Origin of the sequence: Microbacterium sp. TPU 3598, from assembly GCF_002356155.1 — a bacterium.
GTDB classification, from domain to species: Bacteria; Actinomycetota; Actinomycetes; order Actinomycetales; family Microbacteriaceae; genus Microbacterium; species Microbacterium maritypicum_A.
The window spans coordinates 3,219,062-3,234,700 of the sequence record NZ_AP017975.1; the positions used below are offsets into that span (position 1 = coordinate 3,219,062).

Here is a 15,639-nt window from a genome sequence, read left to right on the forward strand (position 1 = left end):
CTCACCTCAGTCCAGCGTCAGCTGCGACAGGGCGATCTTGCGACCCTCGGCGCTGGAGGTCAGACCGGCCTCGGCGAACTGCACGCCGCGCGCGCCCGCGAGCAGGTCGAACGGGTAGTCGGTGCCTTCGACGTACGAGACCAGGTACTCCTGCCATTGCTGGCGGAACCCGTTGAGGAACACGTCGTTGGTGGGTACGTTCTGCCAGTCGGCGTCGTAGTCGCGGGTGTCTTCCAGATCGGGGTTCCACACCGGCTTCGGCGTGGCATCACGCGGCTGGATCTTCGCCCCGAACAGTCCGACGACGGCGGAGCCGTGCGTGCCGTCGACCTGGAACTCGACGAGCTCGTCCCGGTTCACCCGCACGGTCCACGAGGAGTTGATCTCGGCGATCACGCCCCCCTCGAGCTCGAAGATGCCGTAGGCCGCGTCCTCAGCGGTCGCGGTGTAATGCTCGCCCTTCTCATCCCAACGGTCGGCGATGTGCACCGCCGCCTGCGCGTAGACGCTCTCGACCTCGCCGAACAGGTTCTCGAGCACGTAGTTCCAGTGCGGGAACATGTCTGTGATGATCCCTCCGCCGTCTTCCGTGCGGTAGTTCCAGCTCGGGCGCTGCGCGGGCTGCCAGTCGCCCTCGAAGACCCAGTAACCGAACTCGCCACGCACCGAGAGGATGCGCCCGAAGAAGCCGGAGTCGATCAGACGCTTGAGCTTCTGAAGTCCGGGGAGGTAGAGCTTGTCATGCACGACGCCGGTCTTCACTCCCGCCCGGTCGGCGAGGCGGGCGAGGTCGAGCGCCTCGTCGAGCGATTCGGCGGTGGGCTTCTCGGTGTAGATCGCCTTGCCGGCCGCGATGGCCTTGCGGATAGCCGTGGCCCGGGCCTTGGTCACCAGGAAGTCCGCGTAGATCTCCCACCGCGGGTCGGCGAGGGCGGCGTCGAGGTCGGTCGTCCAGTCGTCGATCCCGTGCTTCGCGGCGAGTTCGGCGAGCTTGGCCTCGCTGCGGCCGACGAGGATCGGCTTCACCGTGATCTTCGAACCGTCGGGGAGCTCGATACCGCCCTCGTCACGGATCGCGAGGATCGAGCGCACCAGGTGCTGCCGGTACCCCATGCGTCCGGAGACGCCGTTCATGATGATCCCGATCTCGCGGGTGTTCGCCTGTGCCATGGTGTTCCGTTCCTGTCGCGGGACGCTGTCGTGCTTTCACCGAACGGGCGGGAAAGCGCTTTCCGAGATCATGGCATGAGATGAGCGACGATCGCAACCACGGGTGGGGATCCCACGATCGGCCCGCCGGGAGGCAGACGATTGCGCACGGCGGACGCTGCAGCGTGCGCGGCAGCCGCGTCGTGCGATTCGACGCACAGGACGGCCGACCGATTCGACGCGCAGGGCCGCCGACCGGTTCACTGCGCGGGGTAGCCGGCCCGCACGGGAATCAGCGCGACGCGGTACTGGCGCGCTCGACGAGTGCCGTCGGGATGACTCCGGATCCCTCTGCGGGCGCAGCGCCTTCGATCGCGTCCACCAGCGCTGACACCGCACGCTGGGCGAGCGCGGCGAAGTCCTGCCGGATGGTGGTCAGCGGCGGGCGGTAGTTCGCGGCGTCCGGCACATCATCGAAACCGATCACGCCGACGTCTTCCGGCACCCGACGGCCGTAGTCGGACAGCGCCCGCAGCAGCCCGAGCGCCATCTGATCGTTGGCGCAGAAGACGGCGGATGCCGTGCGCAGTTCCGCGCCGGCGGCGTACCCCGAGTCAGCGCTCCAGTCACCCCGGACGACGGCGGGCGGACGGACGCCGGCGGAGACGAGCGTCTCCCGCCATCCGCGTTCTCTCTCGGCCGCCGCGAAGGAGTCGGCTGGACCGGCGAGATGATGCACCCCGCCTCCCCCGAGGGCGAGAAGCCGGCGTGTGGCTGCGGCGGCGCCGCCCGCGTGATCGCTGTGCACCGACGTGACCCCGTCCTCGCTCGAGGCGTCGACGACCACGAGGTGCAGCCCGGCAGGCCGCTGCGCGTCGGAGACCAGGGCCGATGCCTCGTTCAGGACGATCGCACCGTCGACCTCCTGCTCCGCGAGCCGATCGAACGCGTCAGCGACGCCGCGGGTGGCGGTCACGAGGGTCACCGCGTACCCCCGTTCCGCCGCAGCTTCGGCCGTGGCCTGCAACATCCGGGAGTTGCCGACGGTGGCGAGGGTGGTGACGACGAGTCCGATCGTCTGCGAGCGCCCGGTGCGCAGAGCTCGGGCCGCGCGGTGGGGGCGATAACCGAGCTCCGCCATCGCGTGCTCGACGCGGGCACGGGTGTCGGGGTCGACGCGGGGGCTGCCGTTGACGACCCGCGAGACAGTCTGTCCCGAGACACCGGCACGGGCAGCGACCATGGCCATGGACACCCGTCCGGACGGGGGATTCCGACGATTCGACCCCGATCCGTCGACGCGGTCGCGTCGGCTCTGCCCCACCTCATCCTCCATCCGCTACGACGTCGCGCCGGCCCCGCCTTCTATCTCAGAGGCGTGCGATCTGCCTCAGAGGCGTGCGCGCAACTCCGTCATGTTGACGTTACCACGGCGTTGTGCGTACCATGTTGACGTGAACACGGACGATCTTCCTGAGTTGCGCACCGAGACTCTCGGCGCCGGCGTCGTCAGACGCGCCACCACCCTCGCCGACGGCCGCGACCTCATCTACTACGACGATCCCGGCACCGCGCTGGGCGCCGACCGAGCCGTCGACGCGCGTGCCCTCGACCCCCGCCCGGAGACCGCGACGATGCGTCTCGACGTGCTCACCGGCGACTGGATCACGGTCGCCGCGAACCGACAGAACCGCGTGATGATGCCCGGCGCAGACGCCGACCCGCTGGCCCCGCAGACACCCGGAAACCCCTCCGAGGTGCCCTCGCGGTACGACGTCGCCGTGTTCGAGAACCGCTCGCCCGCGTTCGGACCCGCCCTGGCCGCAGCGACGGGCGCCGCACCCCGGGCGTCGAACGCTCCTCGCGGGCTCGACGACCTCGCGGCCCTCGGCCTCGGCCGCACGCGCACCGCCGTCGGCCGCTGCGAGGTCGTCTGCTTCAGCCCCGAGCATGCCGGATCCTTCGGTACACAGACCGTCACCCGGGCGCGTACCGTGATCGAGGCATGGGCCGACCGCACCGCCGCACTCTCGCAGCTGCCCGGCATCGAGCAGATCTTCCCATTCGAGAACCGGGGCGAGGCGATCGGCGTGACCCTGCCGCACCCGCACGGGCAGATCTACGCCTACCCGTATGTGACCCCGCGCACCACCCGCGTGCTGGAGGCGATCGGCCGCACCGCCCCCGACCTGTTCCAACACATCCTCGAGTCCGAGCAGGCGTCCGAGCGCGTGGTGTTCCGCGGCGAGCACTGGACCGCCTTCGTGCCGTTCGCCGCACGCTGGCCACTCGAGGTGCACCTGATGCCGCACCGCCATGTGCCCGACTTCGCCGAGACCACTGAAGCCGAGCGTGATGAGCTCGCCCCGCTCTACCTGCGGCTGCTGCGCGGCGTCGATGCCCTCTACGACTCCCCGACGCCCTACATCGCCGCGTGGCACCAGGCCCCCGTGCACGTCGGGCGCGACACCGTGCGCCTGCACCTTCAACTCACGAGCCCGCGCCGTGCCGCCGACAAGCTGAAATTCCTCGCCGGCTCGGAAGCGGCGATGTGGGCCTGGGCCGCCGAAGTGCCTCCGGAAGTCGGTGCCGCACGCCTCCGCGAAGCGATCGAGCGCGCCTCGCACGACCAGCCCGACACCGGAGATTCTGCATGACCGCCGCACACGACGATGCCCTCGCCCTCTTCACCCGCCTGACCGGGCGTGAACCCGACGGAGTCTGGTCGGCGCCCGGGCGCGTGAACCTCATCGGCGAGCACACCGACTACAACGACGGGTTCGTGCTGCCGTTCGCCATCCCGCAGCGCACGGTGGCCGCGGTCGGTCGGCGCGATGACGACCGCGGTCGCGTCCTGGTCGGCTCCACATTCGCCGAAGAACCGGTCGAGGTCGCCCTCGACGAGCTCGACCGGCTCTTCCCCACTGCACCCGGCTCGCATCCGGCCGTCCCGGAGTGGGCCGCCTACCCGCTCGGGGTCGCCTGGGCGCTCGGTCAGGCGGCCGCCGAGCGCGGACCGTTCGGCGGGATGGACATCGCCATCGCCTCCGACGTGCCCGTGGGCGCCGGGCTCTCGTCCTCGGCCGCGATCGAGGGGGCGACATCCTCCGCCTTGAACGACCTGTGGGGCACCGGGTTCGACGGAACGGCCCTCGCCCGCATCGGACGACGGGCCGAGAACGAAGCCGTCGGCGCCCCCACAGGGATCATGGACCAGATGGCGTCGATGCTCGGCCGGCCCGACACCGCGATATTCCTCGACTGCCGCACACTGGAGACCCGGCTCGTGCCTCTCGGCGTCGCCGAGGCAGGCCTCGCGATCCTCGTGATCGACACCCGTGTGAAGCACGCCCACTCCACCGGCGGCTACCGCGAACGCCGGGCCTCGTGCGAACTCGGCGCCTCGATCATGGGAGTGCCTGCGCTGCGCGACATCTCGATCGACGACCTGCCGCGCGCTCAGAAGCTGATGGACGAGGTCACCTTCCGGCGCGTGCGTCACATCGTGACCGAGAACCAGCGGGTCCTCGACACCGTGCGGGTGTTGCGCGAGCAGGGCGTCCGAGCGATCGGCGACCTCCTGGTCGCCTCGCACGCATCGATGCGCGACGACTTCGAGATCTCGACCCCCGAACTGGACACCGCTGTCGACACCGCTCTGAGCGCCGGCGCCCTCGGTGCACGGATGACCGGCGGTGGGTTCGGAGGTGCCGCGATCGCCCTCGTCGAGCAGGCTGCCGTCGCATCGGTGTCGGATGCCGTGAACGCCGACTTCGCGAAGTCGCGGTTCGCGCCGCCCCTCCTGTTCACGGTCACCCCGTCGGCCGGCCCCCGCCGCGACGCCTGACAGAATGATCCATCGGGCCGCGACGACTCCGCGGCAGGAGAGGAATGCAATGTCCTGGATAGTCACCGGAGGCGCCGGCTACATCGGCGCCCACGTCGTCCGCGCTCTCGCGGATGCCGGGCTCACCCCGGTCGTGCTCGATGACCTGTCCAGCGGCGTCGAGTCCTTCGTGCCCGAGGGCGTGACATTCGTGCGGGGCAGCATCCTGGACCGTGAGCTGGTCGAGAAGACGCTGCGCGACCACGGTGCCGAGGGCGTGATCCACGTCGCGGGCTTCAAGTACGCCGGCGTCTCGATGCACCGCCCCCTGCACACCTACGCGCAGAACGTCGAGGGCACGCGGGTGATCCTCGAGGCCATGGAGGCCGCGGGAGTCTCGAACATCGTCTTCTCCTCCTCCGCCGCCGTGTTCGGCACGCCCGATGTGGCCCTCGTCGTGGAAGACACCGCCAAGAAGCCGGCCAGCCCTTACGGCGAATCGAAGCTCATCGGCGAATGGCTGCTGCGCGACCAGGCGATCGCGACGGCGGAATCCGAGCGGCCCCTGCGACACACCTCTCTGCGGTACTTCAACGTGGTGGGTTCCGCCGATCCAACGGTCTACGACGTCAGCCCGCACAACCTCTTCCCGATCGTGTTCGAGGCGCTGCTGGCCGGGAAGACGCCCCGCATCAACGGCGACGACTACGCCACGGAAGACGGGACGAACGTGCGCGACTACGTGCACGTCGGCGACATCGCGGCCGCCCACGTCGCGGCCGCGCAGCGTCTGTCCGACGGCCGCCCGATCGAAGCCGCCTACAACCTCGGCTCCGGCGACGGACTGAGTGTGAAGCAGATCATGGATGCCGTCGCCCGCGTGACCGGCATCGACTTCACCCCCGAGATCGGCCCGCGCCGCCCCGGTGACCCCGACCGCATCGTCGCGACCGGTGAGCTCGCAGCCCGCGACCTCGACTGGACCATGCGGTACTCGGTCGACGAGATGGTGCGCACGGGGTGGGAAGCGCGGCAGGCCGCTCGCCCCTGACGGTCAGAGGTCGCGGGAGCGGATCGGGTACGCCCAGAAGCAGAGCCAGGCGAGGGCGGTGAACCCGAGCGGGATCACCGCGAGCATCAGCCGGATGCCGCCGTCGACGCTGTCGGGCTGCGTGTCACCGAGGGCGGCGTCGAAGCCGGAGGCCGTGAGCACCACGGCAGCGACGATCGCCTGCAGCACCACCGAGCCGCGCACCACGAACCCGTTCACCCCGAAGTAGGCGCCTTCGCGACGGTGACCGGTGCGCACGGCATCGTCGTCGATGATCTGCGCGAGCATGACCTCGAGCAACTGCAGCAGGCCCCCGACCCCCACGCCGACCGCGATCCCGACCAGCGCCGCGCCGATCACGTTCGACGGCGCGAGGTAGCCGAGCACGGACACCCCGAACACCGCGACGCTCCACAGCACAGCGGTGCGAGGTGAGGTCCGGCGGACGACCGCGCTCCACAGCATGATCGACGGGATCGCGGTGACGAAGATGGCACCGAGCAGCAGGCTGCCCTGCCCCTCCGGCGCATGCAGGGAGTAGCGCACGTAGAAGGGGATCGCGGCGAGGATCACCGCGATCGAGGTCTGCACGAACAGCGAGCCGAGCACGTACGGAACGAACGCCCTGTTGCGGAACGTGTACTTCAGCTGGTCTCCCCAGCGCATCGCTTCCGACGATGCCGTCGACTCCGCATCCGGAAGCCGGCGCTCGATCATCCCGCCGAAGAACGACCAGACGAGCAGCACCAGGCAGACGGCGGCGAGAACCAGGGCCATTCCGGGCCACCCGATCGCGCTGTACAGCGCAGGGGCGCCCGCGGTGCCCAGGACCATGCCGAAGATCGCGAAGATCTGTCGCGGCACGTTGCCGCGGGCGCGTTCCTCCGTGGTGCGGAACATCTCGGGGAACAGCGCCGAGATGTTCAGCACCACCACGACGAACGCGATGTCGTACACCGCCACGACGACCAGGAACCAGGTGATGAGGCCGGCGACGGGGAGCTCCGGCGGCATCCAGACCAGCGCGAATGCGACGACCAGCGGCACGATGCCCAGGCCGATCCACGGGATGCGCCGGCCCCACGGAGTGCGCAGTCGGTCGGAGATCGTGCCGACGACGGGGTTGAGCACGGCGTTCAGGATGCCGTGAGCGATCATCGCGACCGCCACCCACGTGGCCGGTACGGCGAGGTGCGAGACGTAGAAGTACACGACGAAGGCCGAGAACGTCTGCGCCATCAGCTGCGTCGGGAAGCCCGAGGCTCCGAAGGCGATTGCCTGCGACCTGCTCGGGGCCGCGTCGAGGCGTCGGTCGCGCACCCGATCGCCCAGGGAGGTCACCGCGCGTCTCCCCGTTGCAGGTCGCGTCCCCGCTGCAGGTCGCGCAGGTCGCGCCAGCCGATGCGCACGAGGCCCTCATCGTCGATGGCCTGCCGGACCGCGGGGTCCTTCAGCAGACGAAGCTCATATCCGCGCTTCGTCGCGCTGAAGTCCACGGCGGCGCGGAGCTCATCGTCGTCGACCATCGGATGGAGGTAGATCTCCGTGACCCCTGCCGGCACCGCGCGCAACAGCGCGATGAAGCCGTCGCGCATCTGCGCGTACGTCTCCTCGTCCGGCGTGCCTTCGCGCAGCAGCTCGAACGGGTGCGACCAGAGCCGGTCGATGATCTCGACGCCGGAAGCATCGGCGGCCGTTGCCGCGGCATCGAGTTGAGACTGGAGCGCGGAGTCCTCGCCCACGCCGTCCATGCTGCGGGGCAGCCGGAACGGGAGGCCGTGGCGTGCAGCGAGCTCGAACACCGGCTGGAGGAAGCCGCGTCCGGTCACGAGCCCGTAGACAGAACCCATGTGGTTGTCGAGATGCGTCACATCGACGCCGGCATCGAGCGCGGCCTGCACCTGAGCGGCGAGTTCGGCAGCGACGTCGTCGTCGGCGGCGTTCCGCTCGACGGAGAGCACATCGGTAGGGAAGAAGCCCGCATCATCGACAAGGGTCGTGGCGGTGCCGGTGAGCGGGCGCCACCGGTAGCGCGCCCATTCGCTGGTGAGCACGAGATGCACGCCGATATCGAGATCGGTGCGGGATGCGGCGAAGGCGAGCGCCTCCGGCGACCACGAGCACGGGACCATCACGGTCGACGAGTCGATGCTCCCGGATGTGAGCAGATCCATGATCGCGGTGTTCGCCGCGTGGCACATGCCGAAGTCGTCCGCATTGAGGATGATCGCCCGTGCGCCGGGCGGGAGGCCGAGTCGGTCGGCGAGATCGGACGGTGCGGTCATCGGGAGTCCTGTCGGGTGGTTCGAGCGACACTGCTCGGGCGGGCGATGTTCGGCGGGTGGTGTTCAGCAGGCGTTGGGGGCGGGGTGTTCAGCGGGCGCTTTTGGGGGCGGGGGTGAGGATCCGGGTGAAGAGGTCGCCTCTCAGTGCGGCCGCAGCCTGGTCGACGGCGCCGATGAGCGGAGCCTCAGGCCCGAAGGAGGAGACGAGGAACCGCAGCGGGAGCTGCGCGTCATACTCGCCGGCGACGCGCTCGATGGCAGCGACGAGCACGGGATGAGCCGCCTTGCCACCGAGGACGAACGCCTCAGGGTCGAGCACCAGCCCCACGCTTCCGGCCACGAGAACGATGCGGCGGGCGACCTCGGAGATGATCTGGAGCGCTCCATCGTCTCCGTGGACTGCGGCCTCCAGATGATCGCTGAGAGATGCGGCGGGATCGCGACCGACGCCGAGCGCGAGGTCGCTGACGACTGCATCGCCCACGAGGGGAGCACCGATCGGGATGGGGGTCTGCGGCAGGTACATGACCTCACCGGCGACGCCGGAGAATCCACGGTGCAGCGCGCCGTCGATCACGATGCCCGCTCCGAGTCCGTCGTCGAGGAGCAACAGCGCGAAGCTGGTGAGGCTTCCTCCTCCGCCGCCGGTGAGTTCGGCGAGGGCCGCGAGGTTGACGTCGTTCTCGATGCGGACAGGACAGTCGAGGGCCGCGGCCAGTGCCGCACGGAAGGCGCCGCCGTCGGGACCGAGGTCGTCACGGATGCCTCCGTCAGCGGTGACGATGCCGGGCACCCCGACGACCGCGAGGTGCACGGCGCCCTTCGCCGCCTTCAACGAACGGCGGCACTCATCGACGAGCCCGACGATGTGGGCGACACGGTTCTCGGCGTCGGGGAACGGCGAGTGCGCCTCCGCCCGCACGATCCCGGTCGCGTCGACCAGCACGACGTGCGCCGCGTGGTGATCGACGTGCACGGCCGCGGCGAATCCGAGGCGCGGATGCAGGGCCACACGTCCGGCGGCGGGACCCCTCGTGTCCCGGTCCACTCCCGCAGGCGCGACTGCTCCGGCGTTCTCGAGCATCCGCAGCACCTGAGTCACAGCGGTACGCGACAACCCCGTGGCGGACATCAGCTCCGAGCGGGTCTGCGGGCCGCTGCGGGCGAGGGCCTCCAGGATCGCGCGGCCGTTGAGCGTGCGTAGCAGGCCCTGCGGTCCCGCGAGTGGTCTGGACATAGGTGTTCCGGAGGCGCCTCTCGTTTCGCGTACTTCACCCGGCTTCTGAGGCGGGCGCAGTGCCCGCCAGCATGCCACATCGCGTCGCACCAGTCGAGACTTCGCGCCGATTCCGGTGCCGGTGAGTGCGGTGGGGCAAGTCACGGTCACGGTCACGATCAGAGCCTCGAGTCGGCGCGGCTCGGCTCGGCTCGGCTCGAAACGGCACGGTACGGCACGGCTCGAGTCGGCTCGGTGGCAACAATTCACACCCTGAGTGGTGGCGTCACACCCTGAGTGGTGCCGCGCGGCTGATGGCCGGCTCTCTGCGCCCGCCACCTCGGGATCGCCGTGTTCGCCACTGCCGGGTCGGGTCCCACCAGGCGGGGCCACGGATGTGCGGGATGCCGTGGCGCATGCGGATCTCCCATCCGCTGGTGCCGAGGGTGCGGTGGTGGTGCCAGCAGAGAGCGACGCCGTTGTCGGTGTGGGTGCGCCCGCCGCGCGCATGCTCTTGGACGTGGTGGATCTCGCACCACGTGGCGGGGACATGACAGCCGGGAATGAGGCATTCCCCGTCGCGGATGGCGATCGCGCGGCGTTGATGGGCGGTGAAGATCCGGTCGGTGGCGCCGATCCCGATGATGCGCCCGCCGGAGTCGAACATCACGCGCTGTATTCCGCCGGCGCAGGCGGTGTGCGCGGCGACCCGGATGGGAACGGGGGTGTCGATGCCGTCGATGTGGGCCCATCCGTTTCCCGTGGCGTAGTCGTCGGCAGCGACGGTCACGACCAGGGTCGGGGCGGCGCCTCCGAGGCGAGGCATGTCGTCATGGCGGGCGGCGATCCCGAGCGCGGCGGCGAGGATGTCGTGCTGCTTCTGCGCCCGAGATCGGGTGTCGACCATTCGGCCCGGATCACCGGATGGAAGGTCACCGTCGTCTGGCCCCGTGGGCTCGGTATCGCGACAGGGGGATTCTTCCGAGGGTCGGAACATCACTCCGGGGAGGGGAGGCCCGTCGACTTTCGGATTCAGGTAAGCGTCGAAGATGCGTTGCAGTTGTCCCGCGACTTCGGGCAGGAGCCCGCCTCGGACCGGGATGACCCCGTCTTTCGCCCGCCCCAAGACGATCCCCCGGGCGCGCATCGCGATGTCGTCCGCGGGTTCGGCGCCATCAGGATCGAGGTACTGCACGATGACCTGCGCCAGAATCCTCAAGTCCTCCGGCGTCGCCGCCGGCGCGGAGTCTCCTTCGACGCCCGCACCCGAATCCGCTCCTGGAACGTCCTGTGCACTCGCACCCGCGGCCGGGATCCCCCGCGAGTAGGCCGCCAGCTCCCCGTCCGCGAGCAACCGGTCTGCTGTCCCGACACGGATCCCGGCCTGTTCCACCGGCCCGATCGCGGCCAACAACCCGGCCACACCGAGGGCCCCGTCGAGTAGCGCCGCCCGCAGTTCGGGCCATCGCGCGGGCGAGCGGAACCCGGATGACAACTCCACCTCCCGGCGCACCGCCCGCGCCGCCTTCAGCATCCGCCCTGCACCGGGCCCGTCCGTCCGCAGGACCCGCTGCAGCAACTCGCTCATCGTCCGGCACCCGAACTTCCCGCAGAATCCGGCCTCTCCCGACCCGGCGGGACGCCCATCGACCGACGCGACCGCCTCCACGACGACTGCCTCCGCCCGCCGCTGCACCTCACCCGCCACACGCAACAGGTCCATCTTCACCGCATCGGACATCACCGCCATCGCGTCAGAGTGCAACACGGCATCCAAGTCGGTCACCACCTGTTCGAGCACTTCCACGGGGTTGTTCATGGGTCGAGTTAACTCGGGGTACCGACATTCCTTCCCGGATAAACCCCGATCAGAGCAATATTCCGGAACACGCGTAGAGCTCATGCGTCCTCCACGAACTCACCCCGAATCCGTCTTTCCACATCTCAGGTAGAGGCGTGATGCCGCCGCCCCCGAAGGTCCGACGCCGGTAGCAGAATCGGTACATGAGCATCGACACGACCCACACACAGAAGCCCATGAGCAAGAGCACCGATGACCGAGAGGCGAGTCGAATCATCCACCCTCGATTTGACGCTCGCGGTTTCGCGAATTAAATTACAGATCGGTAACGGTGGCATCCGGGGGATCGACCGCCGCGCACGCCAGCCTCCCGGAAGGATCCCGTCACGAATTCCCTGCCACCCGAGCGCGATCACGACGCCTCGGAAGCTCCCACCGAAGTCCCTGACTCATCCCGACCGCTTTTGCGGCGTGACCTGCGACGCTCCGTTTCCGCGGACTCGCAGACCCGCCGCCCGGCGAACACCGCCCATGCTGCTGCGGTACCGGAGACGACCCCGGAACCCGATCCGGCCGCCGCCTCCGCAGCAGTCACAGGGCCCACGCACGCAGCAGACACGGAACCCGCATCCTCTGCAACCCCCACATCCCCCGCGCCGGAGACAGTCCAGGCCGCACCCGACGCGGCTACCCCTCGCGCACAGCCACAGCCACAGCCACAGGTTCCCCACACCCCTCGCGCCTGGGATCCTCGCCTGCGCCCCCGCCACATGGCACCGAAGTCGACGCCGAAGACGGCCCCGACCTCTCGCGGCGAAGCCCGGCGACAGAAGCGCCAGTGGGCGAAGACCAAGGCACTCGGCGCCACGCTGGCGATCGGCGTGATGATCACCGGGGCAGCGCTTCCCGCCCTCAACCCCGCGGGTGGCCCTGCCGCCGCCGCCAGCTCCAGCGTCTCGACCCTCGCCGACGGCACCGCGCAGTCCTACACGGCGAAGTCCGAGATCCGCGCTGTGATCGACCCCCGGGGCAGCTTCTCCGCGACCACGCCCGAGGAGATCAAGGAGACCCGTTCGCGCGCCGCCGCCGCAGCAGTCGCCGCCGGCATGCCGCTCTCGAGCGCGATGGACATCCCCCTCGCCGGACGCATCGTGATGCCGATGGCCGATGGGACCTACTCGTTCACCGACGGCTTCGGCGCCTCGCGGCCGGGACGTTCGCACCTCGGGCAGGACTTCGCCGCCCCGGTCGGCACACCGATCAATGCCGCCATGAAGGGCTGCGTCTCACGGTCCACGGAGAGCTACCAGGGCTACGGCGTGACGATCCAGATCGAGAGCATCGTCGACGGGCAGGCCGTGAGCACGGTCTACTCGCACATGACGTACGGAAGCCGTGCGGTCGAGGTCGGTGATTGCGTCGACGAGGGGCAGTACATCGGCGACGTCGGATCGACCGGCTACGTGTTCGGCTCCTGCCTGCACTTCGAGGTGCACATCAACACCGCGCCCGTCGACCCGCTGCCGTGGCTCAAGAAGAACGTGAGCTGATCGGCGTCGACCGCCCCCTTCTCCCGTCTGCGGTTCACCGTAGGGTGGATGGATGAGCTCCCTGGAGATCCGCAGCGCCCGCGCGGAGGACGCCGACGACATCGCCGGGGTGCATGTCCGCTCGTGGCAGGTCGCCTATCGCGGGCTCATCGACCAAGCCGTGCTCGACGGCCTCTCCATCGACGAGAGAGCTGTGGGCTGGCGTCGCACCCTCGCCGAACCGTTGCCGACGAGCCTCGGGACCGTCGTCGCCCTGCGCGACGACCGTATCGTCGGATGGGCTTCACTCGGCTCCGGACGCGACCCCGACGGGGTCGCCGACGGCGAGGTGTACGGCATTTACGCCGATCCCGCCGCCTGGTCTACGGGCGCGGGTCACGCCCTGTTGGAAGCCGCCGAACAGCGGATCGCCGAGGCCGGCCACAACCGCGCCTACCTCTGGGTGCTCGACGGCAACGAACGCGCCGATTCGTTCTACGCCCGCCACGGCTGGATCGAAGACGGCGCGATCAAGATCGAGGAACGCCCCCAGCTCACACTGCGCGAGCATCGTCGCGTGAAGCTGCTCGGCACCTGACCTCGCACCTTCCGGCACCTGACCTCGCACCTTCCGGCACCTGACCTCGCACCTTCCGGCACCTGACCTCGCGCCTTCCGGCACCTCAGTCCCGCCTGCCCTCCGTCCCGCCTGCCGTCCCGCCCTCCGGAACCTCCGGCACCGCTCAGTCGAGAGCGCTCATGACGTGCTTGATGCGGGTGTAGTCGTCGAACCCGTATTGCGACAGGTCCTTGCCGTAGCCGGAGTGCTTGAACCCGCCGTGGGGCATGTCCGACACGAACGGGATGTGGGTGTTGATCCACACGCAGCCGAAGTCGAGGTCGCGAGAGAACCGCATCGCCCGGGCATGATCCGTGGTCCACACCGAGGCGGCGAGCGCGTAGGGCACGTCGTTCGCCATCCGCAGAGCCTCGTCGTCCTCCGAGAACGCCTGCACCGTGAGCACGGGTCCGAAGATCTCCCCCTGCACGACCTCGTCGTCCTGTCGTACTCCCGACACGATCGTGGGCTCCCAGAAGTACCCTCGATCGCCCTGGCGGCGTCCGCCGGTCTCGATCGTCGCGTGCGCGGGGAGCCGGTCGATGAATCCCTGCACCTGCGCGAGCTGCGCGGCACTGCTCAGGGGCCCGTACAGCACCCCCTCCTCGAGCGGGCCACCGGTGCGAGCGTGCGTCTTCGCCCGGGCGACCAGAGCGGCGACCAGCTCATCGTGCTTCGATTCGTGCACCAGCACCCTGGTGGCGGCAGTGCAGTCCTGTCCGCCGTTGAAGAAGGCACCGGTGATGATGCCCTCGACGGCCTTCTCGATCGACGCATCCGAGAACACGATCGCCGGAGCCTTGCCGCCCAGCTCGAGGTGCACCCGCTTGACGTCGTTCGCCGCTGAACGGGCAACGGCCATACCGGCCCGCACGGATCCGGTGATCGCCACCATCTGCGGCGTCGGGTGCTCGACCAGCGCGACACCGGTGTCCCGGTCGCCCAGGACGACGTTGAGCGTGCCGACGGGAGTGTGCCGGGCAACGATCTCCGCGAGCAGCAGCGTGGTCAGTGGCGTGGACTCCGCGGGCTTCAGCACGACGGTGTTCCCGGCGGCCAGCGCGGGGGCGATCTTCCACACGGCCATATTCAGCGGGTAGTTCCACGGCGTGACCTGACCGATCACGCCGACCGGCTCGCGCCGCACGAACGAGGTATGCCCGGCGAGGTACTCCCCCGCCGCCCGACCCTCGAGGCTGCGCGCCGCACCCGCGAAGAAGCGCAGCTGGTCGACCGACTGCATGATCTCGTCGGCCACCAGGCTCGCGCGCGGCTTACCCGTGTCCTGCGATTCCAGGTCGGCGAACTCCTCCGCCCGCGCCTCCATCTCATCGGCGATGCGGAACAGCGCCAACTGGCGGTCGGCGGGCGTCGTGTCGCGCCAGATCGGGAAGGCGGCGGATGCGGCGGCGTAGGCGGCATCGACGTCGACGGCGTCCGACACCGGGAGTTCCCCGTACGTCCCTTCGGTGACAGGATCGAGGAGCGGCATCCGCTCGGCACCACTCGCGTCGACGAAACGGCCGCCGATGAAGTTCTGCAGCGGCGCGGAGTTCTTCAGAAGATGACTGGGCATGGCGCCATCGTACCGACATCAGTACGGAATCTGAAGATCCAGCAATATGAAACAACTGAATCAGTTGCAGATTGTTGGCATGACTGACAATATCGACACATGAGTACGAAGTCTTCCCAGCCTGCCCTTGATGACATCTCGAAGCGCATCGTCGAGCTGCTGCAGGAGGACGGGCGACGCCCCTACGCCGAGATCGCCCGCGAGGTCGGCCTCAGCGAGGCTGCGGCGCGCCAGCGGGTGCAGCGGATGACCGAAGCCGGGATCATCCAGATCGTCGCGGTCACCGACCCGATGCAGCTCGGCTTCCACCGTATGTCGATGATCGGAATCCGCGTCTCGGGCGATCCGCGGGAGATCGCCGAAGAACTCACCCGGATCCCCGAGCTGGCGTACGTCGTCGTCACGCTCGGCACGTTCGACATCCTCGTCGAGGCCGTGTGTGAGAACGACGAGCACCTGATCGACCTCATCGCGACCCGCATCCGCACCATCCCCGGCATCACCCACACCGAGAGCATGCTCTACGCCGGTCTCTACAAAGACCTCTACAACTGGGGCACGCGCTGACGCGCACCCCGCTCCCGTAC

The 15,639-nt window shown here is 69.3% G+C and carries 13 protein-coding genes; 6 read left to right on the forward strand and 7 right to left on the reverse strand.

Annotated elements, in window-relative coordinates; all coding sequences use genetic code 11:
• Positions 1–6: 6 nt before the first annotated feature.
• On the reverse strand, positions 7–1,170 hold the full coding sequence (locus tag MST3598_RS15365) for a Gfo/Idh/MocA family protein (RefSeq protein ID WP_029259868.1): 1,164 nt from the start codon (positions 1,168–1,170) through the stop codon (positions 7–9).
• A 271-nt stretch (positions 1,171–1,441) separates the two neighbouring features.
• Entirely contained in the window at positions 1,442–2,398 is a 957-nt protein-coding gene (locus MST3598_RS15370) for a LacI family DNA-binding transcriptional regulator (protein WP_029259867.1), read from the reverse strand.
• Between the two features lie 205 nt (positions 2,399–2,603).
• On the opposite strand from MST3598_RS15370, the gene galT reads away from it, so the two are divergent.
• Genes galT through galE form a run of 3 tightly spaced genes read left to right on the forward strand, consistent with a single transcriptional unit; the run spans position 2,604 to position 6,026 of the window.
• Entirely contained in the window at positions 2,604–3,806 is a 1,203-nt protein-coding gene (gene galT, locus MST3598_RS15375) for a galactose-1-phosphate uridylyltransferase (RefSeq protein WP_029259866.1), read from the forward strand.
• Positions 3,803–4,996, forward strand: coding sequence for a galactokinase (gene galK / locus MST3598_RS15380; protein WP_029259865.1), 1,194 nt, complete (start codon positions 3,803–3,805; stop codon positions 4,994–4,996). Before galT ends, galK begins: the two co-directional genes overlap by 4 nt.
• Positions 4,997–5,045: 49 nt before the next feature.
• The gene (gene galE / locus MST3598_RS15385; RefSeq protein WP_021200024.1) at positions 5,046–6,026 is read left to right on the forward strand and encodes a UDP-glucose 4-epimerase GalE; all 981 of its coding nucleotides are present in this window, start codon (positions 5,046–5,048) and stop codon (positions 6,024–6,026) included.
• A 3-nt stretch (positions 6,027–6,029) separates the two neighbouring features.
• Here galE and MST3598_RS15390 read toward each other — a convergent pair whose 3' ends face one another.
• The 4 genes from MST3598_RS15390 to MST3598_RS15405 form a co-directional block, all read right to left on the reverse strand.
• Positions 6,030–7,367: an MFS transporter gene (locus tag MST3598_RS15390; RefSeq protein WP_029259864.1), complete on the reverse strand. Its 1,338-nt coding sequence runs from the start codon at positions 7,365–7,367 to the stop codon at positions 6,030–6,032.
• Complete coding sequence (locus MST3598_RS15395; protein ID WP_029259863.1) at positions 7,364–8,311, reverse strand: polysaccharide deacetylase family protein; 948 nt, start codon at positions 8,309–8,311, stop codon at positions 7,364–7,366. Before MST3598_RS15395 ends, MST3598_RS15390 begins: the two co-directional genes overlap by 4 nt.
• An 88-nt stretch (positions 8,312–8,399) precedes the next feature.
• A complete protein-coding gene (locus MST3598_RS15400; RefSeq protein WP_029259862.1) occupies positions 8,400–9,548 on the reverse strand; it encodes an ROK family transcriptional regulator in 1,149 nt (382 codons plus the stop codon).
• Between the two features lie 265 nt (positions 9,549–9,813).
• On the reverse strand, positions 9,814–11,346 hold the full coding sequence (locus MST3598_RS15405) for an HNH endonuclease signature motif containing protein (RefSeq protein WP_051671144.1): 1,533 nt from the start codon (positions 11,344–11,346) through the stop codon (positions 9,814–9,816).
• A gap of 752 nt (positions 11,347–12,098) precedes the next feature.
• Here MST3598_RS15405 and MST3598_RS15410 point away from each other — a divergent pair.
• The gene (locus tag MST3598_RS15410; protein ID WP_051671141.1) at positions 12,099–12,878 is read left to right on the forward strand and encodes a M23 family metallopeptidase; all 780 of its coding nucleotides are present in this window, start codon (positions 12,099–12,101) and stop codon (positions 12,876–12,878) included.
• Between the two features lie 52 nt (positions 12,879–12,930).
• Positions 12,931–13,455, forward strand: coding sequence for a GNAT family N-acetyltransferase (locus MST3598_RS15415; protein ID WP_021200286.1), 525 nt, complete (start codon positions 12,931–12,933; stop codon positions 13,453–13,455).
• A 145-nt stretch (positions 13,456–13,600) separates the two neighbouring features.
• Here the strand turns inward: MST3598_RS15415 and MST3598_RS15420 are convergent, their stop codons facing one another.
• The gene (locus MST3598_RS15420) at positions 13,601–15,052 is read right to left on the reverse strand and encodes a gamma-aminobutyraldehyde dehydrogenase (protein ID WP_029259858.1); all 1,452 of its coding nucleotides are present in this window, start codon (positions 15,050–15,052) and stop codon (positions 13,601–13,603) included.
• 99 nt (positions 15,053–15,151) lie between these two features.
• Between MST3598_RS15420 and MST3598_RS15425 the strand changes: the two genes are divergently transcribed.
• The gene (locus tag MST3598_RS15425) at positions 15,152–15,619 is read left to right on the forward strand and encodes an Lrp/AsnC family transcriptional regulator (protein ID WP_021200288.1); all 468 of its coding nucleotides are present in this window, start codon (positions 15,152–15,154) and stop codon (positions 15,617–15,619) included.
• Positions 15,620–15,639: the final 20 nt, after the last annotated feature.